This window comes from Sporosarcina sp. SG10008 (assembly GCF_044569405.1).
GTDB classification, from domain to species: Bacteria; Bacillota; Bacilli; order Bacillales_A; family Planococcaceae; genus Sporosarcina; species Sporosarcina psychrophila.
On the sequence record NZ_CP172607.1, the window covers coordinates 1,316,087 to 1,339,358 of the forward strand.

20 protein-coding genes are annotated in these 23,272 nt (G+C 38.1%); 15 read left to right on the forward strand and 5 right to left on the reverse strand.

The genetic code is table 11. The annotated features are described in order from the left end of the window. Positions 1–140: 140 nt before the first annotated feature. The 3 genes from gndA to zwf are packed head-to-tail and all read right to left on the reverse strand — an operon-like array spanning position 141 to position 4,409. Entirely contained in the window at positions 141–1,556 is a 1,416-nt protein-coding gene (gene gndA / locus ACGLYD_RS06390) for an NADP-dependent phosphogluconate dehydrogenase (RefSeq protein WP_399631986.1), read from the reverse strand. A 26-nt stretch (positions 1,557–1,582) separates the two neighbouring features. Then, the gene (locus ACGLYD_RS06395; protein ID WP_399631988.1) at positions 1,583–2,926 is read right to left on the reverse strand and encodes a glucose-6-phosphate isomerase; all 1,344 of its coding nucleotides are present in this window, start codon (positions 2,924–2,926) and stop codon (positions 1,583–1,585) included. Between the two features lie 31 nt (positions 2,927–2,957). Continuing rightward, positions 2,958–4,409, reverse strand: coding sequence for a glucose-6-phosphate dehydrogenase (zwf, locus tag ACGLYD_RS06400; protein WP_399633130.1), 1,452 nt, complete (start codon positions 4,407–4,409; stop codon positions 2,958–2,960). A gap of 248 nt (positions 4,410–4,657) precedes the next feature. On the opposite strand from zwf, the gene ACGLYD_RS06405 reads away from it, so the two are divergent. The 5 genes from ACGLYD_RS06405 to ACGLYD_RS06425 all read left to right on the forward strand — a co-directional run bounded on the left by ACGLYD_RS06405 (position 4,658) and on the right by ACGLYD_RS06425 (position 9,312). Next, on the forward strand, positions 4,658–4,816 hold the full coding sequence (locus ACGLYD_RS06405; protein ID WP_338652620.1) for a hypothetical protein: 159 nt from the start codon (positions 4,658–4,660) through the stop codon (positions 4,814–4,816). 591 nt (positions 4,817–5,407) lie between these two features. Further along, positions 5,408–6,049, forward strand: coding sequence for a 3-hexulose-6-phosphate synthase (gene hxlA, locus ACGLYD_RS06410; protein WP_187047530.1), 642 nt, complete (start codon positions 5,408–5,410; stop codon positions 6,047–6,049). 1 nt (position 6,050) lies between these two features. Continuing rightward, a complete protein-coding gene (gene hxlB, locus ACGLYD_RS06415; protein ID WP_399631991.1) occupies positions 6,051–6,605 on the forward strand; it encodes a 6-phospho-3-hexuloisomerase in 555 nt (184 codons plus the stop codon). Between the two features lie 453 nt (positions 6,606–7,058). Then, entirely contained in the window at positions 7,059–7,412 is a 354-nt protein-coding gene (locus ACGLYD_RS06420; RefSeq protein ID WP_067208470.1) for a helix-turn-helix domain-containing protein, read from the forward strand. A 115-nt stretch (positions 7,413–7,527) separates the two neighbouring features. Continuing rightward, positions 7,528–9,312 carry a sulfatase-like hydrolase/transferase gene (locus ACGLYD_RS06425; RefSeq protein WP_399631994.1) on the forward strand — a complete coding sequence of 595 codons (1,785 nt, stop codon included), beginning with the start codon at positions 7,528–7,530 and terminating at the stop codon, positions 9,310–9,312. A 255-nt stretch (positions 9,313–9,567) separates the two neighbouring features. Here the strand turns inward: ACGLYD_RS06425 and ACGLYD_RS06430 are convergent, their stop codons facing one another. Beyond that, positions 9,568–10,185, reverse strand: coding sequence for a YesL family protein (locus ACGLYD_RS06430; RefSeq protein ID WP_067208475.1), 618 nt, complete (start codon positions 10,183–10,185; stop codon positions 9,568–9,570). A gap of 419 nt (positions 10,186–10,604) precedes the next feature. On the opposite strand from ACGLYD_RS06430, the gene ACGLYD_RS06435 reads away from it, so the two are divergent. The 4 genes from ACGLYD_RS06435 (at position 10,605) to ACGLYD_RS06450 (ending at position 14,837) form a co-directional block, all read left to right on the forward strand. Beyond that, positions 10,605–11,906, forward strand: coding sequence for a sugar ABC transporter substrate-binding protein (locus ACGLYD_RS06435; protein WP_067208477.1), 1,302 nt, complete (start codon positions 10,605–10,607; stop codon positions 11,904–11,906). Between the two features lie 130 nt (positions 11,907–12,036). Beyond that, complete coding sequence (locus ACGLYD_RS06440) at positions 12,037–12,915, forward strand: carbohydrate ABC transporter permease (RefSeq protein ID WP_399631997.1); 879 nt, start codon at positions 12,037–12,039, stop codon at positions 12,913–12,915. Between the two features lie 33 nt (positions 12,916–12,948). Beyond that, positions 12,949–13,755: a carbohydrate ABC transporter permease gene (locus ACGLYD_RS06445; protein WP_067208479.1), complete on the forward strand. Its 807-nt coding sequence runs from the start codon at positions 12,949–12,951 to the stop codon at positions 13,753–13,755. Positions 13,756–13,943: 188 nt separating this feature from the next. Continuing rightward, the gene (locus tag ACGLYD_RS06450) at positions 13,944–14,837 is read left to right on the forward strand and encodes a Gfo/Idh/MocA family oxidoreductase (protein ID WP_399631999.1); all 894 of its coding nucleotides are present in this window, start codon (positions 13,944–13,946) and stop codon (positions 14,835–14,837) included. A gap of 103 nt (positions 14,838–14,940) precedes the next feature. On the opposite strand, the gene ACGLYD_RS06455 is transcribed toward ACGLYD_RS06450, so the two are convergent. Further along, positions 14,941–16,296, reverse strand: coding sequence for a hypothetical protein (locus ACGLYD_RS06455; protein WP_187047534.1), 1,356 nt, complete (start codon positions 16,294–16,296; stop codon positions 14,941–14,943). Between the two features lie 263 nt (positions 16,297–16,559). On the opposite strand from ACGLYD_RS06455, the gene ACGLYD_RS06460 reads away from it, so the two are divergent. The 6 genes from ACGLYD_RS06460 (at position 16,560) to ACGLYD_RS06485 (ending at position 23,269) form a co-directional block, all read left to right on the forward strand. Further along, positions 16,560–17,576, forward strand: a complete 1,017-nt coding sequence (locus ACGLYD_RS06460) for an NAD(P)-dependent oxidoreductase (RefSeq protein WP_187047535.1) — start codon at positions 16,560–16,562, stop codon at positions 17,574–17,576. Then, positions 17,577–18,632 (forward strand): dihydrodipicolinate synthase family protein, encoded by a 1,056-nt coding sequence (locus ACGLYD_RS06465; protein WP_399632003.1) that lies wholly within the window; start codon positions 17,577–17,579, stop codon positions 18,630–18,632. It begins immediately after the preceding gene. Positions 18,633–18,644: 12 nt separating this feature from the next. After that, entirely contained in the window at positions 18,645–19,643 is a 999-nt protein-coding gene (locus tag ACGLYD_RS06470; RefSeq protein ID WP_354312854.1) for a zinc-binding dehydrogenase, read from the forward strand. Positions 19,644–19,785: 142 nt separating this feature from the next. Beyond that, on the forward strand, positions 19,786–20,838 hold the full coding sequence (locus tag ACGLYD_RS06475; protein WP_399632007.1) for a Gfo/Idh/MocA family protein: 1,053 nt from the start codon (positions 19,786–19,788) through the stop codon (positions 20,836–20,838). Next, positions 20,839–22,398 carry an FAD-dependent oxidoreductase gene (locus tag ACGLYD_RS06480; RefSeq protein ID WP_399632010.1) on the forward strand — a complete coding sequence of 520 codons (1,560 nt, stop codon included), beginning with the start codon at positions 20,839–20,841 and terminating at the stop codon, positions 22,396–22,398. It abuts the gene before it with no gap. A gap of 28 nt (positions 22,399–22,426) precedes the next feature. Next, positions 22,427–23,269, forward strand: coding sequence for a sugar phosphate isomerase/epimerase family protein (locus ACGLYD_RS06485; RefSeq protein WP_399632013.1), 843 nt, complete (start codon positions 22,427–22,429; stop codon positions 23,267–23,269). Positions 23,270–23,272: the final 3 nt, after the last annotated feature.

A 23,272-nucleotide genomic window follows, 5' to 3' on the forward strand; every position in this document is an offset into this window, starting at 1 on the left:
TTATGAGTCGTTTCGGTACCCGGTACTTTTTTTAGAGCTTAGGAAACTATAAAATCTCGTACTATGGATAACCTGCGAAATAGGCTATTTCACGTCTAGACTCCAGCGCCTAGGGGCTTGCACTTTTGTTTACTTTAAAATTAGTTTTTTGCCCATTCAGTATGGAAATGGCCTTCTTTATCCAGGCGTTCATAGGTATGTGCGCCAAAATAATCGCGTTGAGCTTGGATAAGATTGGCCGGTAATGTCTCCGTACGGTAACTATCATAGTAAGCCAATGCACTTGAGAGAGCAGGAATTGGAATCCCATGTTGAGTGGCTACGGCTACTACTTCGCGAAGCGAAATCTGATAGTCTCCTACTATTTCTTGGAAATAGGGATCAACTAAAAGGTTTGGCAAGTCACTGTTAGTATCAAATGCCTCTTTGATATTCTGTAAGAACTGGGCACGAATGATACATCCTCCACGGAAAATCATGGCTACTTCTCCGTAAGGGATTTTCCAATCATACTCCTCAGATGCTGCACGCATTTGCGCAAAACCTTGGGCATATGAACAAATTTTACTCATATATAAAGCTTTACGAATCGCTTCAATCAACTCTTTTGGATCACCTACATACTTTTTCAGTTCAGGGCCTTTTAGTAGTTTACTTGCTGCAACGCGCTCTCCCTTAATAGAAGAAATAAATCGTGCAAATACGGACTCTGTGACGATTGGAAGGGATACGCCTAAGTCTAACGCATTTTGGCTAGTCCATTTTCCTGTGCCTTTTTGTCCGGCTACATCTAGAATTTGATCAATGAGCGGTTTCCCAGTATCTTCATCCATCTTTGTGAAAATATCTGCTGTGATTTCAATGAGATAGCTGTCGAGTTCTCCTTTGTTCCATTCTGAAAATATTTCATGCAACTCCTGCGCTTCAAGACCAAGTGCATGTTTCATGATGAAATAGGCTTCGGAAATCAGTTGCATATCGCCATATTCAATGCCATTATGAACCATTTTCACATAATGTCCTGCTCCATCGAGACCCATATATGCACTGCAGGGAATGCCGTCAACTTTTGCCGAAATAGCATCAAGAATGGGCTTCACTTGTTCGTAAGCTTCTTTTGAGCCTCCAGGCATAATCGATGGGCCGTTACGAGCTCCTTCTTCTCCACCAGAAACACCTGCACCAATGAAATGTATGCCTGATTCTTTTAAGGTTGCTGTCCGTCTATTCGTATCTTTAAAGAATGTATTTCCTCCATCGATAAGAATATCCCCTTGTTGAAGATGAGGGACAAGGGACTGGATCACTGTATCTGTCGTTTCCCCGGCTTTAACCATTAATAAGATCTTACGTGGGACTTCTAGCGAAGCGACTAGATCTTCAATGCTGTAGCTCCCATGAATAGCTTTATCTTTCGCTTCTTTGTTGGAAAATTCATCTGTTCGATCTGTCCAATAATCATAGACGGCTACCGAATAGCCTTTACTTTCGATGTTTAGCGCAAGGTTCATCCCCATTACGCCCAAACCAATAACGCCCATTTGTTGTTTGATCATATTTTACTCTCATTCCTTTGTATACGTTATTTGATTTTATCTAAGCGACTTTCTAAACTTTGTTTTTCTACTTCAAAACCAGACTTGCCAAGTAGCGCAAACATATTCTGTTTATAAGCTTCTACCCCTGGTTGGTCAAATGGATTTACCCCGAGCAATGTTCCACTTATTGCACAAGCCTTTTCGAAGAAATATATCATTTCCCCAAAGGTAAATTCATTGAGTTCATCCAACTCAATAAGCAAGTTTGGAACACCTCCATCAATGTGAGCGAGGGCAGTACCCAGTGCAGCTTTCTTATTTACCTCATCCACTGTTTTTCCTGATAGGAAATTCAAACCGTCAATATTGTCTATATCATCTTGAATCGTTCGTTCAATTTGGGGCTTTTTTATCTGTAGGACTGTTTCAATGAAAAGACGACGCCCTTCTTGTATATACTGACCCATCGAATGTAAATCCGTTGTAAAATTAACTGATGCAGGGAAGAGTCCTTTTTCATCTTTACTTTCACTTTCTCCAAAGAGCTGCTTCCACCATTCAGCTACATAATGTAGACCAGGTTCATAATTCACAAGTAATTCAATTGATTTCCCTTTATTATAGAAAATATTTCTTACCGCTGCATACTGGTAACTTTCATTCGTTGCGAGAACGGGATCATCGTATTTGATATAGGCGGCTTTTGCTCCTGCCATCATTTTGTCAATATCGAGACCGGCTACTGCGATTGGAAGTAAGCGAACAGGCGTCAGAACTGAGTACCGCCCACCTATGTTATCCGGAATAACAAATGATTCATAACCTTCTTCGTAAGCAAGGTTTCGAAGTGCACCTTCATTTTGATCAGTAGTTACATAAATTCTACTTCTTGCCTCTTCTTTTCCATACTTTTGTTCCATATATTCACGGAGAATACGGAATGCTAAAGCGGGTTCTGTTGTTGTACCTGATTTGGAAATAACATTTATAGAAACGTCTTTCCCTTCTAACACATGTAGTAAATGTTCGATGTAGGTAGAACTGATATTTTGTCCAGCAAAGTATACTTCCGTATTACCTTTGATTTGGTTATGAAACGTATGTGATAATGCTTCAATTGCTGCTTTAGACCCCAGATAAGAACCTCCAATACCAATAACAACTAGCACGTCTGACTGTTGTTGAATTCGTTTAGCAGCTATCTTCACCCTGGTAAACTCCTCTGTATCATAGGTAACTGGCCAGTCAACCCATCCTAAGAAATCAGAACCTGGTCCTGTTTGTTGATGGATTTGGTTATGAGCTTGTTTTACAAATCCGCTTAGATTTTCAAGTTCACTATTTTTCATGAACGATAAAACATTGGTGTAATCAAATGAAACTGTCATTTTTTTATCTCCTTTGGACTTTATCTTTTATTTACCACCAATTAAATTGATTGGATTGCAATAGTTGATTGGCTGCTTCTGGACCTGTAGAGCCAGCAGGGTAAGGATATAAAGGCAACATATCCTCCTGAAATGCCTCCAAAATCGGTTGGATCCACTTCCATGATAATTCGACTTCTTTCCAATGGGCAAAGAATGTTTTATTACCGAGCATTGCATCAAATAGAAGTAGTTCATATGCTTCTGGTTGGTCTTTAGAATTGGTCGAGTGGTTCATATAAACAGGATAAAAACGGTTACTAGAAGGATTTTTCATATTCACCCTTAAAGATATACTTTCGTTTGGACTAATCTCGAATGTTAATAAATTAGGAGTTATCTCTTCAGTTTGAAGTACATTTGATTCTTCTACCTTATTCTTTAACTCAAAGACAATTCGTGTAGACTTCTTATCCATCCGCTTCCCCGTGCGTATATAAATTGGGATTCCATTCCAAGACGGATTATCAATATATAAACGCGCTGCAAAATAAGTATCATTCATTGAAGAGTCATTCACCCCGGGCTCCTCTTTATAGCCAGCAACTGGTGTATCAAGAATCGCTCCAGATTCGTACTGTCCACGAACAACATCCAGGTAAACTTTATCTTTAAGAATTGGTCGAAGAGATTCTATGATTTCCATTTTCTTGATTTCGTTTTCTTTGGTCGTTACTTCCCCGGGGAGGTGCAGTGCTGTCATCATCACTAACTGAAAAAGGTGGTTCTGAACCATATCACGTAAGGCTCCAGCCTGATCATAATAATCAGCTCGTGTTTCTACCCCAACCGTTTCACTTGCTGTGATTTGAACATTGGAAATTTGTTTATGATCTAATAAAGCTTCTAATGCTGGGTTGGCTAGTACTAAGGTTTCAAAACTTTGGACCATTGGTTTTCCAAGATAGTGGTCGATTCTATAGATTTCTTTTTCGCTGAAGGCTTTGCTCAAAGTATCATTCAATTGCTGTGCCGATTTCAGGTCACTTCCAAACGGTTTTTCAACTATGATTCGCTTCCAGCCTAAAGTTTGACTTATACCATTTGCGTAAAGATTTGACGTAATAAAATCAACCAACTTCGGTGCGACAGACAAATAGAAAAGTCGGTTTTCTGGTATATCTAACTCGTTTTCTCTGTTTTTGATGAGTTCGAACAAATTCAGATAGGATCCACGGTCTGTTGCATCAAATGCAAAGTAGCGAAACTTAGTTAGGAAATCTTGCAAACCAGAAGTTTGAACAGCTCTTCTGGAATATAACCGGAGTGCTTTTTCCACTTTAGATTGAAAAAATTCGTTAGAACAATAATATCTACCTAAACCGACTATTGAGATAGAATCCGGCATTTTTCCAACGAGAAATAAATTATATAAAGCAGGAAATAGCTTTCGTTGAGCTAAATCTCCCGTTGCTCCAAATAAAATAAAAGTCATGTCTTGCATGATCCATTCCTCTTGGGATTCCGTTAAACAATGTTTAACATCAATTCTTTCAGAGGGATTTTCGGTATCCATATTCGATTCCCCCTACTTTTACAATTAATATTCCGTTTAAGCTTTGAATGATAATCGCAACAGTTCTCACTATACTAACTGCGATCAATTAATGTAAGTACGCACTTTACCATCATATAGTGACTAAAAGTATACTGTAGCTTGTAATTATAAAAGAAATGATAAGGAGTGTGAAAATGAAACAGTTGGCTTATGTATATGTTGAATTAAAGAATCACACTGAATCTGCTGTGGCGCTCATTAATGAGAGAGTTGTAATTCGGGGTGTGGATTGTAGAACGCTTGGCGCTTTGGGGATGCCTCTACCGCGCCTGCGCTGGGGAATTCATTATTAACGGAGTTGTGATTTAGAGATGTATGGATTGAAATATAATGTGATTACTATTTGATACTAACTTCATTGAAGAAAGACGCACTACATGCTGCACTAATCTCCGATAATGAAATGAGCTTCCCTATATAGAGACTATATAGCGAAGGCGCGACTTCGTGGTAGCCGGAGCGAGAAGACCGAAAGTGATCTTCTTTCTGGCTTATCGCGGGAGGCATCCACAAAGCGTCGAAGCGGTATTGGAAGGAATTGTAATTAGTGCTAAGTATCGGGATTTTTTCAGTTGCTTCCCAAAAGTCCTTGTAAAGCACATACGCCGTATTCATTTGTTCAACATATATAGAGGATAGTAATGTCAACAGACACTGAACTCATTTTTTTCAAGAAAACTTAACTTTTTTATAATCAATATATTGACTTAGAGGCAGTAATGAAATGATGAAATCAATTTGTTATCTTGTAACTCCATTACTTAAAAGGATTTTCACAGTATACTATTTGTCTGTATGTGATTTAAAAGTGCGTACTTCACAATTTTGACTTTAGGATATACACTAAGTTTGCACCGAAAAACGAATAAAAGGAGAATGAAAAAATGAAATTACAATTAGCATTAGATCTTGTTAACATCCCAGAGGCCATCGAACTTATTAAAGAAGTAGAGGAATATATCGATATCGTTGAAATCGGTACGCCAGTTATAAACAAAGAAGGACTAAAAGCAGTTGCAGAAGTAAAAGCTGCATATCCTAACCTAGAAGTTCTTGCAGACCTTAAAATCATGGATGCTGCAGGTTATGAAGTAGGTAATGCTTCTGATGCAGGCGCTGACATTATTACTATTCTTGCGCAAGCAGAAGATTCATCTATTAAAGGTGCTGTTGAAGCAGCAAAAAAACTTGGTAAAAAAATATTGGTCGATATGATTGCAGTAAAAGACATTAAAACACGTGCTGCAGAGCTTGATTTGATGGGCGTAGATTATATCTGTGTACACACAGGCTATGATTTGCAAGCAGAAGGTAAAGATTCATTCGCAGACCTACGCACAATTAAAAGCATTGTAAAAAATGCTAAAACTGCTATTGCTGGTGGTATTAAGCTTGAGACATTACCAGAAGTGATTAAAGCACAACCAGATCTAATCATTGTTGGTGGTGGAATCACAAGTAAAGACGACAAAAAAGCAGAAGCTGCACAAATTCAAAAGCTAATTAAAGAAGGCGTGATGGTGTAACATGAACACCACAAGTTACGCAGATGAAATTTTGGCTGAGCTAAAGCGAACCATTAATCTAATTAATAGTGAAGAAGCCGAAAAATTAGTAGAAGGAATTTTATGTGCGAAAAAGGTATTTGTTGCAGGTGGGGGACGATCTGGATTCATGGCTAAGGCATTCGTAATGCGAATGATGCACGTAGGTCTTGATTCGTATATTGTAGGCGAAACGGTAACTCCGAATCTAGAACCAGATGATATTTTCATTGTCGGTTCTGGATCCGGTGAGACCCAAAGTTTGGCTGCAATGACTAAAAAAGCGAAGAGCATTGGTGCAACAGTGGTAGCTGTTACCATTAATCCTGATTCTACAATTGGGAAGTTGGCAGATATTAAAATTGAAATACCCGCCCAAGCAAAAGGGGAAGGCAATAGTGGGAAGTCAATCCAACCGATGGGATCACTGTTCGAGCAATCGCTTCTCTTATTTTATGATGCAGTTATTTTGAGATTTATGGAGAAAAAAGGATTGAATTCTGAAGTGATGTATGGACGACATGCTAATTTGGAATGATATCTCTTACCTATGTACCGAGCCTGTATGGGGATATTTTCGGACTATAAAGGTACTTATTTGTTTCTAGTCCAAAGTGTGCAAACTTTATGTGAGCTAATCGTACAACCAAATCTGCGATGGTTAAAAGAATAAACAAAAGAACTGATTTCGCTTTTTCGAAAAGGAAATCAGTTCTTTTGTTCATTCATACTATCGGTGTACTTTTTTAGTATATCTATCCTGTAACCAAAGTTGCTTTACTAGACAGCTAACTGAATAACATGCGAGGATAGTTAGGTATTGCAATGTGCAAAGCAGGAAAGGAATTAAAAGAGAGCGCTGATTATCGAATAGGAAATAGTTAATGATTTAGTTTTTAATAAAGTCTGTATATGATTGAATTCAAAGTACGTACTTTTTTCATACATAGTGGTGAAAAGTATACTATGATAGAGAATGGAGGTGGAGTAAATGCCGAACTTAGGGGAGAAAGCGTTTAATTGTGAAAAAGAATTGACGCTTGCTATTATTGGCGGCAAGTGGAAAATGCTTGTGTTATGGCATCTTGGCAAGGAAGGAACTAAACGCTTCGGTGAATTAAAGACCCTCATACCTGGTATCACCCAACGGATGCTTGTAAATCAATTGCGTGAACTTGAAGACCATTTGATTGTCCATCGCGAAGTATATGCTGTTGTTCCTCCAAAAGTTGAGTATTCACTTACTGAACATGGTAGAAGTCTTATGCCAATTCTAGAAACAATGTATGAATGGGGTAAAGATTATATGGAGAATGTCTTGGAAGTGAAAACTGACGACCTATAAATGGGTACGTCAGTTTTTTGATTTAAGAAGACTTATGCAAATCACTGATACAATACGACGCCTTTCTACATATGGTATATAAGTACTTATGATTTTAGAAAGGGTGATAATAACAATGGATTCCTACAAAAGAAAATATCCCTACAAGAAGAAACAACCCAACATTCTGTTCTTAATGGTTGATCAGGAACGCTTTCCATCGGTTTATGAAACAAAGGAATTGAAGGAATGGCGAAAAGAAAATTTAGTTGCGCAAGAATTACTACGGAAGAATGGTATGGAGTTTTATAATCATTATGCTGGGAGTACAGCCTGCTCACCAAGCCGGGCAACATTATATACTGGACAATATCCTTCGCTTCACGGCGTTACTCAAACGCCAGGTGCTGCTAAGGGATCATTTGACCCAGATGTATTTTGGCTTGATCCAAACACTGTTCCAACGATGGGGGATTACTTTCGATCTGCAGGATATGATACATTTTGGAAAGGGAAATGGCATGCTTCAGACGAGGATATCTTAATCCCGGGCACGAATAATGCATTACCTAGCTATAATCCAGCAACTGGCGTTCCAAATAAAGAGCAAGAAAAAATATATGAAAAAGCGAACCGACTCGAAAACTTTGGATACTCCGATTGGATTGGACCGGAACCCCATGGCGCGGATCCTCGAAATTCCGGTTCGTCTGCGGGAATAGGCACAAGTGGGCGGGATGAAGTGTACGCTGCTGAAACAGTAAAGCTTATCGAATCCCTACATGAAATTTCAAAGTGTACGAATAACATGACACCTTGGTTTATAAAGTGCTCCTTCATAAACCCTCATGATATTGCGTTATATGGAGTGCTATCCGCAGTTTCCCCGAATTTCAATTTTGAAGTCGACCCAACTCTCCCATACATCCCACCGGCACCAACAGTAGGGGAATCATTGTTTACTAAACCATCTGCTCAGGAAAGCTATCGTGTTACGTATCCAAAAGCATTGCAACCGATAATTGACAATAATTTTTATCGTCAATTGTATTACAGCTTACAAAAAAAGGCCGACAATGAAATGCTTAAGGTCCTAACCGCACTTCAAAACTCAAGTTTCTATGACAACACAATTATTGTATTCACGTCTGATCATGGAGAACAACTGGGAGCGCATGGCGGACTCTATCAAAAGTGGTATAATATGTATGAAGAATCGATTCATGTCCCATTAATCATTCATAATCCAACCCTATTCAGAGGAGCTAAATATACAAATATGCTAACAAGCCATGTCGACATACTTCCAACATTGCTGGGACTAACGGGAATAAACGTAGACTTAATCCGTGAAAATCTTTCAAAAGATCACACCGAAGCACTTCCGTTAGTTGGTAGAAATTTGACTCCATTATTTTATGGGCATGAAAGGTTTTTTGGTGCAAATGAACCACTCTATTTCATGACAGATGATGATGTATTCAAAGGTTTACATCAAACAAATGCAATCACGGGCAAACCCTATAAATCGGTTGTTGAACCGAATGACATCGAGGCGGTGATTACTAAGCTAGAAACTGGAATAGATAAGAGCGATGAGATATGGAAATTCGCCCGATATTTTGACAACCCAAAATTTTGGACGAATCCAGGATCTAGTGATAAAGTCATAACTGAACAAAATGGTTGTTATGAGCCGATAACAAAAACAGAACCAGTTCCGGAGCAATATGAGCTCTACAATCTTACTAAGGATCCACTAGAAAAAACAAACCTTGCCGATCCAGCATTTGCAACAATCGAATCGGCTATTATTCAACGCGTGTTAACAAAGGTGCTTGAAGAGCAGTGCAGAAAAAAAAGACTGACGCCAGCGAGTGGGAAAGTTCCTGGCATGCCGAATTGCAGTAAGGGTGAATAATTAGTAGGTGAGAAGCACAACTATGGGTAAGGAAATAAATCTTATTTGTTTCTATATCTGGTACTTTTTCTTGATAGTAATTCACACAAATAGTAATTAATAAGCCAGCGATTCAGTCGATTAATCCGACTGAACCGCTGGCTTGTTTATAATTAATTCGTTCACAAAGTACTACTGAAAAGTCCCATCTGCGTTTACTTTTTGGGAAGAGGAGCACCATTTATGGGGCCAATGTAAAAATCTGTGGAAAAAGCGTTAAGTTAGTGCTCCTATCTTCTTCTCTATTCGAGCAAATGATTTGAAACTTATTAGTGTAGCTATATATGCAAATACGCTACCAGTAAATAGTGGGATAATCCCAGGGAAAAGTGTAGAGACAAAGTAGATACCACCAGCTAAAGCGCCAATAGTGATGACTTCAATCGGAGATGTAATTGCGATTAAGAAAGACTGTTTGATGTATTGAAAGAACTTTAAGTTGAAATGTACATAGACTGGGAAGAAAAATAGTAATGTGATGATGCTTGAAATAAGTATGAAAATTAGTACGGGGAATAAAAACTGTAATTCACCACTATTTAACTGTAAGAAATAAAAATTGAAATAAAAGCAGTAGCTAATGACTAGAAAAATAAGTCCAAAACCATTTGTCTTTAAAAAGTCAGTCCGAAATAAAGTCCAAAACATAGGAAGTATTTTGAATTTCTCTTCACCTCGAATTAATTTACGGACAACTGCAAACATGGCAGCTGTAGCTGGAAAGATACCGAAAGCAATTAAGCCAACTAATGTAAAAAAGATCCAAAGCAAATTAATATAAGCTAACTCGATCATTCTATAAGAAATTCTATTAAATTTTTCCCAACCAACCATGTCTATCACCTCTCAATAGTTAACTATATATTAAAAACATTGAAATTAGCAACCATTAATATGCACAAATATGGAAGGATTTTAAAAAATTAATAATCGCATGTCCCCAATTAAAGACGCTTTAGAGACTTGTCTCTTGATGAGAAATAATGTAATCTGATAAAAATGGACGCGCAATTCAATTACTTCAGTCTATTTAATTGTTTTGAAAAGGTAATCACAAGTATTTTTGTTAACTGTAGTAGAGAAAGTTTGAAGGAGTACTCAAAAGATTCTTACCCAATCGGTTTAGAGCCGAGAAAAGTATATTGTGCAGTGAGAGTCGCTACCGAATTGCAAAGGGGGGGTAATTCATATTGTAGTTTAATAGACCAATTATAACTAAATCAAATCAATATAATTTGAGAGGGGTTATTTAGATGAGAAGAATTGGATTTTTTCTATTATTACTATTACTTGGAGCTTTAATTGTAGGATGTAGTTCTACTGATACTGACACTGGCGCTGAAAAAGAAGAAACTGGTGAAGAAAAACCAGAAGTGGTGGGAGAAGAAACAGAAAAGGAAACGGGGCTCTCTGGTGAAATAACAGTTTGGGCACATCCATTTACCGGCGATCAAGAAACTGAGGGCGCGATGTGGGATGAAGTCATCGCTTCTTATGAAGAGCAAACAGGTGTGAAAGTAAATTTTGAACAGATACCATGGGCCAATCGTGATCAAAAAGTACTTACAGCTTTAGCAGCAAACAATGGTCCTGATGTGTTTTACGTAATACCTGATCAGATGCCACAGTACGCTGATGCGGGTATGTTACTAGCGTTAGATCCCTATTTAGAAGGCTTTGATATTGATGATTTTGTAGATACAGCGTTAGTTTCTACAACTTGGAAAGATGAGTTATATGGACTGCCAATCTTACAAGAAGCCTACACATATTTATATAATGTCGATGTAATCAAAGCGATTGGTGAAGATCCTGCAAATTTACCTGCAACTTGGGAAGATTTTGAAAAGTGGGCTGAAAAAGCAAAAGACAAGGGCTTTTATGCAACAAGTTTTCAAGGTGGAGGATCAATGAATGGAACGTTATATCCATTCCTATGGCAAGCTGGCGGAGATGTTATTACGGCAGATAATGAAGTATTAATTAACAATGAAGCAGGAGTGGAAGCATTTGAGTTCATCAATAAAATGTATAACGAGGGCTGGATTCCGAAAGATTCAATTACTGCATTAGAACATGATGCACTATGGGAAGGCGGAAAAATGTTAGCAGTTCAAGGTTCAGGTATTTCAGTAAGTCGTATGTTAAGTCAAAACCTTTTTGAATTCGTTATTGCTCCACCAATGAAAAATAAGGAACAATTAACATATGGAACAACAGGGATGTTTGTAGCGCCAATTAATACGGATAATCCAGCAGCTGCAGCAGAATTTATCAAAGTCGTGACGGATTCGGATAATCAGAAGAAATTTAACACAGTCACACAGTATATCCCTACTAGAGAATCAGCTAAAGATATCTTTGGAGAGCAAAAATATCTTGCACAGCTAGCGGATTATACACAATTTGCATTACCGGGAGTTATCCATCCAGAAGGACGTACAATCATGCCGTTAATACAAGCTGAACTTCAAACAATGATGGAAGGGAAGAAAACACCAAAAGAAGCAGCAGATGCCGCCGCAAAAGCGATTGAAGGTAAGATCGGCAAATAAAATGTTAGTAAAGCAGAGAGTTTGATCAATAAACGATCAAGCTCTCTGTTACTAACTTACATATGAAAGGGTGATTACACTGAGTAATGCAGTAGCTTCTAAAAAGAGTAAATTGCCACTGGGAGAAAGAGTGAAGCGTGAGTGGAACCGTAATGCTATCGTATATATCTTTCTCATCCCTGTTTTAATCCATTTCATAATCTTTCAGATATATCCTTTTGCATTGAGCTTTTATTTAACATTTATGGATTGGAAAGTAATTGGTGACCCGGAATTTGTAGGACTTAAACATTGGAAGTACTTCTTGACCGATTCATTGGCGTGGAAAGCTATTTGGAATACAGTGAAATTTTCAGCATATTATATTGTGCCAACGATGGGCTTAGGGTTAATTTTAGCGTTAATTATCAATTCGGGTGTTAAATCAGCAGGATTTTTTAAAGGAATCTTTTTCTTGCCAGTGATCACTTCATTCGTAATTATTGCCGGGATCTGGGGTTGGTTATTTAGAGGTACAGAGGCGGGAATGATCAACTACTTGCTTAGTTTTATTGGTATCGAACCACAATTGTTTTTATCTAATTCTAGCCAAGCCCTAGCAGTTTTAGCGGGTTTGAGTATATTTAAAGTTGCCGGAAGTACGATGATTTATTACTTTGCTGGACTTCAGTCGATTGATCGACAATTGTATGAGGCGGCACGAATTGATGGGGCATCATCATTTAAAATATTTTGGACGATAACATTTCCATTATTAAAGCCCATTCACTTTTTTGTCGCAATAACAACAACAATCGGTTCGTTCCAAATTTTCGATTCAGCTTATTTATTAACAGGTGGAGGTCCGAATTATGCTACGACAACCATTGTATATTATTTGTATGAACAAGGATTTACAAGTCTTAACTTAAGTTATGCAGCTGTACTTTCTTATGTATTATTTTTTATTATCCTAGTTATCTCGCTTATACAGAGAAAATATCTAGGACAAGAATCGAATAATTACTAATGTGTAGATGACCGCAGAAAGGAGATTGAAAAAATGCTTAAAAAAATGATCTCGTATATAGCGTTAATTGTTTTGGGATTTTGTTTTCTATTGCCGTTTCTTATTATGATTTTAGGATCTTTTAAGGATGTTCAATATGCACAATTAGATCCATTATTCTGGATACCGGACCATCCTACAATGAAAAACTATTTATATATAATGAGAGACGGAATATTTATCAGATGGATTTTCAACTCTGTTATTATTACCGTCATTCCAGTAGCGAGTCAAATGATATTTTGTGCGGTTTTAGGCTATATTTTTGCGAAGAAGAAATTCCCAGGACGAGAAATCGTATTTTGGGTTTTCATGGCAGTTATCATGATTCCGCAGCAACTATTAATTATACCTAAATTCATTATGTTCTCTGATTTCGGTTGGATAAATACTTATTGGGCATTGATTGTTCCAGAGTTATGGGGAATTATGGGTGTATTTTTAGTTAGACAATTTCTACAAAATATACCGAATGATTTGGAAGAAGCTGCATATATTGACGGGGCGAATGATATACAAATATTTTTCAAAGTCATTTTGCCACTTTCGATACCTGTTGTAGCTACAGTGGGAACATTTTCATTTATTTCAAACTGGAATGATTTATTCCAACCACTGATTTACTTAACACAAGAGAAAATGTTCCCAGTGACGCTTGGATTAGCTTCAATGCTTGGGAAAGAAGGGAACTTTGGTATTGAAATGGCTGGTTCGACAGTTTCTTTTATACCGACTTTCCTCATATTCCTATTCTTCCAGCGTTACTTTACGGAAGGAATTCAAATGTCAGGATTGAAATAAAGTGTCCCACTGAATAAGCTTCGGCTCTAGAGGATGCCTTCTGTCATAAGCCAAGCAGTTTCGCCGCTAGTCTTAGAGATTTAGCTGCCTCTTGTAAAGCGTCTTCGCTCAGTGTATATAAGGTATTCATTTGTTCAACTTATATAGGTGAAAATGATTAGAAAGGAGTGGAGGATACCGTTTGTACTTTGAAAATCGGCATTATTGGGCTAGATACATCGCATGTGTTGGCATTTACCAAGTTATTAAATGATCCGAGTGAAAGATACCATGTGCAAGGTGGAAAAGTAGTGATTGCTTTTCCAGGAGGATCACCTAATTTCGAGCTTAGCATGTCCCGGATTGACGGCTTTACTAGAGAACTCAGGGATAGCTTTGATGTTGAAATCGTGGATTCTATTGAGGAAGTTGCGCATGAAAGTGATGCGATTTTGTTGGAATCAGTCGATGGGGCAGTGCATCATGAGCAATTACAAAAGCTTGTTGCGTTTAAAAAACCTATTTTTATCGATAAACCTTTTAGTCTAAGTTCAAAAGTTGCTATCGCCATGATTCAATTAGCTGAGGGCAATCAGACACCCATTATGAGTACATCTGCGCTACGTTATGCAGAAAATTTAATAAACGTTCTTAGAAATTCGGATAGAGGAAGAGTTATAGGTGCTGATTGTTTTGGACCAATGGAACTACTGGATAAACAACAAGGCTTCTTTTGGTATGGGATTCATATGATAGAGATGCTGTTTACTATTCTAGGTCAAGGCGCAAAGTCGGTAACGACCATAACAGACAAAGAACATGACGTTATTACAGGCATTTGGAAGGATGGGCGTATAGGAACGGTTAGAGGTAATCGAAAAGGAAACGCTCAGTTTGGCGCATTGATTCACTTTGAGAATGGTACCGAATATGTCGATATTAATTTATACCAAAAACCTTATTACGCTAGTTTATTGGAGCAAATTATGGATTTTTTTCACTATGGAATTTCGAGGGTTCCTTTAAGTGAAACAAAAGAGGTTATCCGTTTCGTTGAGGCGGCTAACGAAAGTAGTCATTATAGAAAAACAATAATTATTTAACAAACAGTGAAAATACTATATCTTTCAGAGCTGAGGTTTTAGTAGTCAAATGAAAGCCGATGAAAAATACAGTGATTTTCCCATCGACTTATAAAGTTGTTTGTTATCTTTGCTCTTCCTCAATAAAGCTTAGTCGATAAATACGACGGGGCCTTCCTTTGTGCGATAATTTTTCTTCGCCAACAATATCAACCAGTTCAGCATCCATCCATTTTAATAGAATTCGGTTGGCGCTCCTAATGGTTACATTTAATGTCGAAGCTAATTCTTGGGCAGTATAATCAATTTTTTTATGCCTAGAAACGCGTGCCATTAATTTTGTCATATAGGAAGCTGACATCCCGGCCTTTTCAGCTTTATCTAACAAATGTGGGTCTGTAATGGCTAAATTATATCTTTCATATTGTTTATGGCTTGTTATATCGACAGGCCCCAAGACACTGCGATCTTCACGAACAATATAGCAAACGTTTCCACCTAAATCTTTTGATTGACGGAGCGCTAATCGTGCGTGATTGCCTGCTTCGGCAGCGGTACGGCCAAAGCCGACACCAAGACTTATCGTAATGCCAAGTTCATTTTTAATATCTTGGAGTAAGGGAATGAATTTATAGCCCCTTGTTTCACGTTCGAAAATACCACGGGTGGTAATGAATGAATATTCTTCTCCACCTAAATTGATTAGATGCCCATCAAGCAGTTTAATATAATCAAGTAGCATTTGTTGGATAGTTAATTTTAATAATTGAACATCATGCTCAGAAGAATACTTTTCCGTTACGCCTTTGAAATTATCTATATTAATTAAACCGAAAACAATTTGCGATTCTTTATTTCTGCGTGTATTCGTTGCTAAGAGGGCTCGTTCCAAAGAAACGATCATGTCCTGTTGAGTAGGTGTTACCCATTCATGGGGAATATGGCGAGCAGATAATTGAATCGCTACGTCCTGAATCCCTGTAAGTGCAATTGCATTATAGTCCTGATAATTGCCAATATGGAATTGTACTATTTCCTCAATGATTGTACTTTGTAAAGGGTTTTTATAGATAAGAAGTTCATAATTAACTTCTTCAAGTTCTGATAAAATTTGTTCAACATACTTTTCTTCAACTGTATCAATGGACAGGCATTTTAAACTGTACCTACTTTTAATGATAAATAATGACCTGTAAAGTCCAGTGCCCATTAAGGGCATATGATGCACAGGGATTATAAAATCGACAACTTGTTTGACGATGTTATATGAGTGATATTCAGTAAACATTAATACTTCGACATCGTTCATTAATTCCCTAGTTATTTCTGTGATAAGACTAGTAGGTTCGATGATTCGAAAAACAGGTTTAAAGTTTGGAAACGTTTTCAGTGTTTCCCGTGTTTGATCGACAAGTGCTTTTGGCCCGATGATACCGATATTAATATCTGAATTATCTTGTACATTATTCTTTCTATGCATAAATAGTTCCCTCCTTATCGTTGTAGAAAAGTGAAATAACGGGATAGTGTCTCTTAACTTAATGTTTTGTTTATAATACTTTCTTCTAGTAATTCTGTCAAAAATGAGAAATAACAGCGCTAATGCATGATAAAAGAAATTCGACATAAAAGGACTCAAATAAGACTTGTCTTTTAATGAAAGTCTACATACAATACTATTGAATAGCAATTTAGAAGTATCAGATAACTAGTTTTTATTAAATGAAAATAGGGAGTGTTGAAATGAAGACAATTGCAGAGCTTGAAGATCTTATGACGAAACCATCAACAGAACTAATCAATGATCTTAGATTAGTAGATGGTGATATCTTAATTTTAGGTATTGGTGGAAAAATGGGACCAACATTAGCGAAGATGACGAAACGGGCGATTGATGAAGCGGGTTTGGATAAGAAGGTGATTGGCGTTTCTCGGTTTTCAAATGGCAGTTTAAAAGAAGAGTTAGAGGACTTTGGAATTGAAACAATCGCTGTTGATTTACTAAATGATGAGCAACTACAATCACTCCCGGATGTAAAAAATATTATTTTAATGGCAGGGAATAAATTTGGAACAGCTGGCAATGAACATTTCACATGGGCAATGAATGCTTATTTACCGGGTAGGATTGCAAATAAGTTTAAAAATTCACGTATCGTTGCATTTTCATCTGGTAATATTTATCCACTGACGAGTGTGGTGAGTGGTAATTGTTCTGAAGAGACAGCTGTTAGTCCGATTGGTGAGTATGCACAATCTTGTTTAGGGAGAGAGCGTATCCTAACAAACTTTTCTCGTAAAAATGAAACGCCACTGCTTCTATTTCGACTAAATTATGCAATTGATATGAGATATGGAGTGTTAGTAGAAATCGCTCAACAAGTTTTAGAAGGTAAAACTATTGATTTAACAATGGGGAGTGTAAACGTAATTTGGCAAGGAGATGCAAACGAATACGCAGTACGGTCCTTGCTACATTGTGATACTCCACCGAAAATAGTGAATGTGACTGGACCGGAGACTATTTCAGTCCGTTGGTTGGCTGAAGAATTTGGAACGCGATTTGATAAGAAACCTATATATGACAATGAAGAACAGCCGACAGCATTGTTAAATAATGCTTCCAAAGCGCATCGGTTATTTGGCTATCCAAAAGTAACACTTCAACAAATGATTGATATGACGGCAGAGTGGTTAGTGAATAATGGAGAAACATATAATAAACCAACCCATTTTCAAGAACGAAAAGGAGCATTTTAAATGTTGAATCCTGCTGTGAAAAAACAATTACTTGAGGGAACTGTTATTCCGGCGCATCCATTAGCCCTAACAGAAGAACGGCAACTAGATGAAGCCGGTCAGCGTGCACTTACTCGCTATTATATTGATGCAGGTGTGGGTGGGGTAGCAGTTGGTGTCCATACAACTCAGTTTGAAATTCGTGATCCGCAGTTTAGTTTATTTGAAAAAGTATTAACCCTTGCGATTGAAGAGATGAGGAAGGCACTAGTTCCCGATTCATTCATAAAAATTGGCGGAATTAGTGGTCCCATAGAACAGGCGATTAATGAGGCGGAATTTATAAAAGCGATTGGCTATGACCTTGGATTGTTAAGTATGGGAGGTTTACACAACGCTTCTGAGGAAGAGCTACTTGATCGGACTGAAAAAATTGCTGAGATTATCCCGGTTATTGGATTTTACTTGCAGCCGGCGGTAGGGGGACGGATTCTTTCCTATGATTTTTGGAGGAAGCTTGCTGATATACCGAATGTTCATGGCATAAAGATCGCACCTTTTAATCGATATCAATCTCACGATGTGATTCGAGCGGTTTGCCATTCCAAAAGAAATGAAGAAATAGCTATTTACACTGGAAATGATGACAATATCGTTAATGACTTGTTAACGACCTACCGTATTGATGTAGACGGTAAAAAGATAGAGAAACAGATTGTCGGGGGGCTACTTGGGCATTGGTCAGTCTGGACGAAAACAACAGTAGATATGTTTAATAAGATAAAAAACATTCGATCTAAAGAGGACATTCCAAGCGAATTATTAACCTTAGGGCAAGAAATAACCGATGCAAACGCTGCTTTTTTTGACCCGAATAATCAATTTAAAGGGAGCATTGCAGGTATTAGTGAAGTGTTGGCAAGACAAGGGCTGTTGAAAGGTCGTTGGTGCTTACTTGATAAAGAAAAATTAAGCCCAAATCAATCGGAGGAAATAGATCGTGTGTATGTCGATTATCCGCATTTACATGATGATGCTTTTGTGAAAGAAAACTTAGACAAATGGTTTAAAGAGTAAGGAGCGGATGAAATGAAATCAATTGTCACGAGAAATCAAAATGTTCATATTGTTAAGTGTATGAAACCGGCGATTAAACCTTCCTATCTATTAATTAAAACACTGCACTCGGTCATTTCACCTGGGACTGAACTAAGCTTGATTGGAATTAGTGAGGATAGAGATATCACATTAGGCTATAGTGCGGTTGGTGTTGTTATGGAGTGTGGTGAAGGTGTGGAAGATTATCAAAAAGGGGATATTGTTGCCTGTTATGGTGCTCCATATGTAGGGCATTCTGACTGTCTATTAGTTCCAACGACATTATGTGCAAAGGTTCCGTCTGGCGTGGAGGCAAAGGAAGCAGCTTTAGCAGGAATTGGTGCGATTGCAATACATGCACTAAGGATTGCAAAACTAGAATTCGGGGAAACAATTATTATTATTGGCCTAGGATTACTTGGTCAAATGATCGCTAAAATAGCCAATGCTGCTGCATATAATGTGATTGCTTTCGATATTCAAGCAGAAAGAGCCGCAATGCTTCATGAAGAAACGAGTATTCGTTCTTTTTCTACTATCCCAGAGATGGAAAGCGAAATCGAGAAATGTACGAAAAAATATGGGGCAGATGCGGTTCTATTATGTGCAGGTGGTAAACGTTCATCGCTGACAAATCAAAGTTTAGAGTGGATTCGACATCAAGGGAAAGTCGTAATTGTCGGTGACATTGAACCGGACTTTCCTAGAAATTTACTGTTTGCGAAGGAAGCGCAAATACTTATTTCACGCGCTGGTGGGCCAGGACGATATGACCAAGTTTATGAGAAACAGGCAATCGATTATCCATACGGTTACGTACGCTGGACAGAGGGAAGAAATGTGGCAGAGTACTTACGTTTAGTAAATGACAAGCGGATTAATGTCCAATCATTTTTAACGGATGAAGTTGATTTTCAGGATGCGCCAGCTGCTTATGATGAGTTGTTCAATAAAAAGTCAACGACATTGACGAAGATTATTAACTATTAATAAGTCGAAGTAAAGATTCCCATCAAATCCGCTTCGGCTATCCCTTGTAAGGCGCCTTTACTCAGTTTATATAATTAGTATTTTGAATAATTTAACTATTTAAACGCGTACTATTCCTATTATATAGAAGGGAGTTATGTCTATGTTGAAAGTTGGTGTGATTGGAGGAGGTTCTATTTCCGAGTTTCATATTATTCCATATATGAAAAACGATAGAGTAGAGTTAGTGGCGTTATGTGATAGCAATGAACAGCGTCTAGCCAAAGTTGGTGAGCGCTATAGTGTCACTGAACTATATAGTAACTATGAAGAGTTATTGCAAAATCCGGAAATTGATGCGGTTAGTATTTGTACGTGGAATAACACACATGCAGTGATTGCAAATGCGGCATTGGAAGCAGGTAAGCATGTTTTGGTTGAGAAGCCATTATCTATGACTGTTGCACAAGCATTAGCTGTCGAAGCGGCGGTTAAGAAATCCGGTAAAGTACTACAAGTTGGGTTTGTCAGACGTCATGGAGACAATACAAAGCTACTCAAGCAATTTATTGACCAAGATGAACTTGGTGAAATTTATTACGCCAAGGCTTCATGTTTAAGAAGGCTGGGTAATCCTGGTGGCTGGTTTAGCGATCAGTCGAAATCTGGTGGTGGGCCGCTTATTGATTTAGGTGTCCATATGATTGACATCTGTTGGTATCTGATGGGGAAACCACGACCTGTCTCAGTTAGTGGTAATACATATTCAAAGTTAGGCAATCGTAGCCATATACAAAATCTATCGTTCTACCAAGCAGCTGATTACGACCCTGCATTAAATGATGTGGAAGATTTAGCAAATGCACTCATTCGGTTTGACAATGGAGCCTCTTTGTTTGTAGATGTTAGCTTTACACTTCATGCCAAAGAGGATGAGTTATACGTTAAATTGTTTGGTGAAAAAGGTGGAGCAGAAATTGAACCGAAATTAGTGATGGTAACGGAGAAAAGCAACACGATTTTAAATGTTACACCACAAGTTGATAATTTGAGCTTCGATTTTGAAAAAGCCTTTAAAAACGAAATCAATCATTTCGTTGACTGTTGTAAAGAAGGAAAAGAAACCATTGCACCTGTTGCTGATGGTGTGCAAATCATGAGAATGTTGAATGCCGTCTATGAGTCAGCAAAAACAGGCAAAGAAGTATATTTATAAATGAAAACGGTGGATAAAGATGTTGTCATCATAGGTGGTGGACTTGGTGGTTGTGCAGCAGCGTTATCGGCATGTGCCAATGGATTACACGTCTTGTTAACAGAAGAAACCGACTGGATCGGTGGTCAAGTCACTTCGCAAGGGGTGCCGCCTGATGAACATCAATGGATTGAAGAATTTGGTTCAACGAAGAGATACCAAGACTATCGTAAAAAAGTTCGAGACACTTATTTACGAACAATGGATGTAAAAGTTACTAAAACACTATTTAATCCGGGGAATGGTTTGGTCAGTAGCATTTGCCATGATCCGAGAGTCAGTCTACATGTATTGAATGAAATGCTCCTGCCATATGTCTTAACTAGCCAGCTTACGATTGTATTGAACACGGTAGCTACCTCGGTTGAAAGAAATGGCAGAACATTAACTAGCGTAACCTATAAAAATACTGTAACTGGAAAAGAAGAAGTGGTTACTGCACCCTATTTCATCGATGCTACAGAAGCTGGGGATCTATTGCCGTTAGCAGCTGTCGATTACGTAACAGGTGCGGAAGCGAAAGCAGATACACATGAACCGCATGCAATGAAAGTAGCCGATTCTGACGATATTCAAGCATTCACATATGTACTTGGTATGGAATACCGGCTAGGAGAAAATCATACGATACCGAAGCCGGAGATGTACGAGTTTTGGAAAGAATTCCATCCAGCTATATGGCCCGATAACTATTTAAGCTTTTTTGCGCCACATCCGATTACGAAAGAGAAAAGAGAATATACGCTTTTTCGTGAAGAAACAGGCTTCCCTCTTTGGGAATACCGACGTAGCTTTGATAAGCAACAGTTTAATACGCCAGTCGATGCTGGTGATGTCAGCTTAATGAATTGGCCACAAAGTGATTATTTCTTAGGTAACATTTACGATGTGCCCGATGTAGAAAAAGAGAAACATATCTATCAAGCAAAACAGTTAAGCTTGTCCCTTTTGTATTGGTTACAAACCGAAGCGCCGCGGCCTGATGGCAGTAAAGGATATCCAGGGTTGAAACTTCGTAAAGATCTATTCGCAACTGAAGATGGCTTAGCAAAAGCAGCCTATATTAGGGAATCGAGACGGATCAAAGCGGAATACACAATCGTAGAGCAGGATGTTTCACCTGATTTTAATGAAGGGAAGACAGGAAAGTTATATGTTGATCGTATAGGGATTGGCTCATATAGCATCGATTTACATCCAAGTATGACCGGGAGAACCTATCTAGATATAAAAGCGTTACCCTTCCATATCCCTTTAGGTGCGCTGATTCCGAAAGAAACAGATAACCTGTTAGCAGGTAGTAAAAATATTGGAACAACACATATAACAAACGGTTGCTATCGCCTTCATCCAACAGAGTGGAGTATAGGGGAGGCATGCGGTGCATTAGTTGCATTTTGTATGAAGAACAACACAGATCCCAAAACAGTTCGTGAAAATAAACTGTTGTTATCAGAGTTTCAAGATCAGCTAAGAGCAGATGGTTTTGAATTAGAGTGGCCAGCAGAATTTTATCGTTAGTGAAAGTCAATCGACGTGGAGGGATCGCATGAATATTAGTGTAAGTATGTATAGCTTGGTATCCACTATCCGGAAGGAAAACTGGTCGATTGTCGATTTCATTGACTATGCCAGCAGTATTTCAACGGAAGGGGTGGAATTGCTCGATATTTATTGGACGAATAAGGACGAAAAAGACGAAGAAATCGGAGAAGTACTTACCGCATTGAAAAGCTATAATTTACAAGTGTCTGCATATGATATCACGAATAATTTTGTGAAAGAAGCAGTTGAAGAACGTGCTGAAGAAGTGGCAAAGGTTTTACACGGTATTCAAGTTGCGAAAAAACTTGGAACGACAATTGTTCGCGTATTTTGTGGCGATATCCAAGGTGACTTAACATATGAAAATGGATCGGCCTGGATTATAGAAGGTTTGAAGAAATGTGCAGAAATAGCTGAAAAAGAGGGAATCTATTTAGCTATTGAAAATCATGGCTTATTAGCCGGTAAGAGTAAGCAAGTAAGCGAGATTATAAAGGCGGTGAATAGTCCTTTTGTAAAATCGACGTTTGATACGGGGAATTTTTTGCTTGTCCATGAAAAGCCGACAGAAGCATTTAAGCGGTTGAAAGATGAAATTGTTCATGTTCATTTTAAAGATTTTCGTGAAAAAGTAGAAAATGAGTCACTTCGTGGCTTTCGTTCATCAGAAGGGGTGGAACTAATCGGCGTTATTCCAGGTGATGGTGAAGTGGATCTCGCTTATATTGTAAATGGATTAAAAAATTCGAATTATGATGGTTGGTTATCTATTGAATATGAAGGACATGACGACGCGAAAATGGCTAATGAAGAAGCGGTTAATCGTTTAAGAAACCTATTGAGATAGGGA

What these genes read in the sequence shown, in the direction of transcription:
- gndA (WP_399631986.1), bottom strand. Translation starts at nt 1,556, where the DNA reads ATGATCAAACAACAAATGGGCGTTATTGGTTTGGGCGTAATGGGGATG.
- ACGLYD_RS06395 (WP_399631988.1), bottom strand. Translation starts at nt 2,926, where the DNA reads ATGACAGTTTCATTTGATTACACCAATGTTTTATCGTTCATGAAAAAT.
- zwf (WP_399633130.1), bottom strand. Translation starts at nt 4,409, where the DNA reads ATGCAAGACATGACTTTTATTTTATTTGGAGCAACGGGAGATTTAGCT.
- ACGLYD_RS06405 (WP_338652620.1), top strand. Translation starts at nt 4,658, where the DNA reads ATGAAACAGTTGGCTTATGTATATGTTGAATTAAAGAATCACACTGAA.
- hxlA (WP_187047530.1), top strand. Translation starts at nt 5,408, where the DNA reads ATGAAATTACAATTAGCATTAGATCTTGTTAACATCCCAGAGGCCATC.
- hxlB (WP_399631991.1), top strand. Translation starts at nt 6,051, where the DNA reads ATGAACACCACAAGTTACGCAGATGAAATTTTGGCTGAGCTAAAGCGA.
- ACGLYD_RS06420 (WP_067208470.1), top strand. Translation starts at nt 7,059, where the DNA reads ATGCCGAACTTAGGGGAGAAAGCGTTTAATTGTGAAAAAGAATTGACG.
- ACGLYD_RS06425 (WP_399631994.1), top strand. Translation starts at nt 7,528, where the DNA reads ATGGATTCCTACAAAAGAAAATATCCCTACAAGAAGAAACAACCCAAC.
- ACGLYD_RS06430 (WP_067208475.1), bottom strand. Translation starts at nt 10,185, where the DNA reads ATGGTTGGTTGGGAAAAATTTAATAGAATTTCTTATAGAATGATCGAG.
- ACGLYD_RS06435 (WP_067208477.1), top strand. Translation starts at nt 10,605, where the DNA reads ATGAGAAGAATTGGATTTTTTCTATTATTACTATTACTTGGAGCTTTA.
- ACGLYD_RS06445 (WP_067208479.1), top strand. Translation starts at nt 12,949, where the DNA reads ATGCTTAAAAAAATGATCTCGTATATAGCGTTAATTGTTTTGGGATTT.
- ACGLYD_RS06455 (WP_187047534.1), bottom strand. Translation starts at nt 16,296, where the DNA reads ATGCATAGAAAGAATAATGTACAAGATAATTCAGATATTAATATCGGT.
- ACGLYD_RS06460 (WP_187047535.1), top strand. Translation starts at nt 16,560, where the DNA reads ATGAAGACAATTGCAGAGCTTGAAGATCTTATGACGAAACCATCAACA.
- ACGLYD_RS06465 (WP_399632003.1), top strand. Translation starts at nt 17,577, where the DNA reads ATGTTGAATCCTGCTGTGAAAAAACAATTACTTGAGGGAACTGTTATT.
- ACGLYD_RS06470 (WP_354312854.1), top strand. Translation starts at nt 18,645, where the DNA reads ATGAAATCAATTGTCACGAGAAATCAAAATGTTCATATTGTTAAGTGT.
- ACGLYD_RS06475 (WP_399632007.1), top strand. Translation starts at nt 19,786, where the DNA reads ATGTTGAAAGTTGGTGTGATTGGAGGAGGTTCTATTTCCGAGTTTCAT.
- ACGLYD_RS06480 (WP_399632010.1), top strand. Translation starts at nt 20,839, where the DNA reads ATGAAAACGGTGGATAAAGATGTTGTCATCATAGGTGGTGGACTTGGT.
- ACGLYD_RS06485 (WP_399632013.1), top strand. Translation starts at nt 22,427, where the DNA reads ATGAATATTAGTGTAAGTATGTATAGCTTGGTATCCACTATCCGGAAG.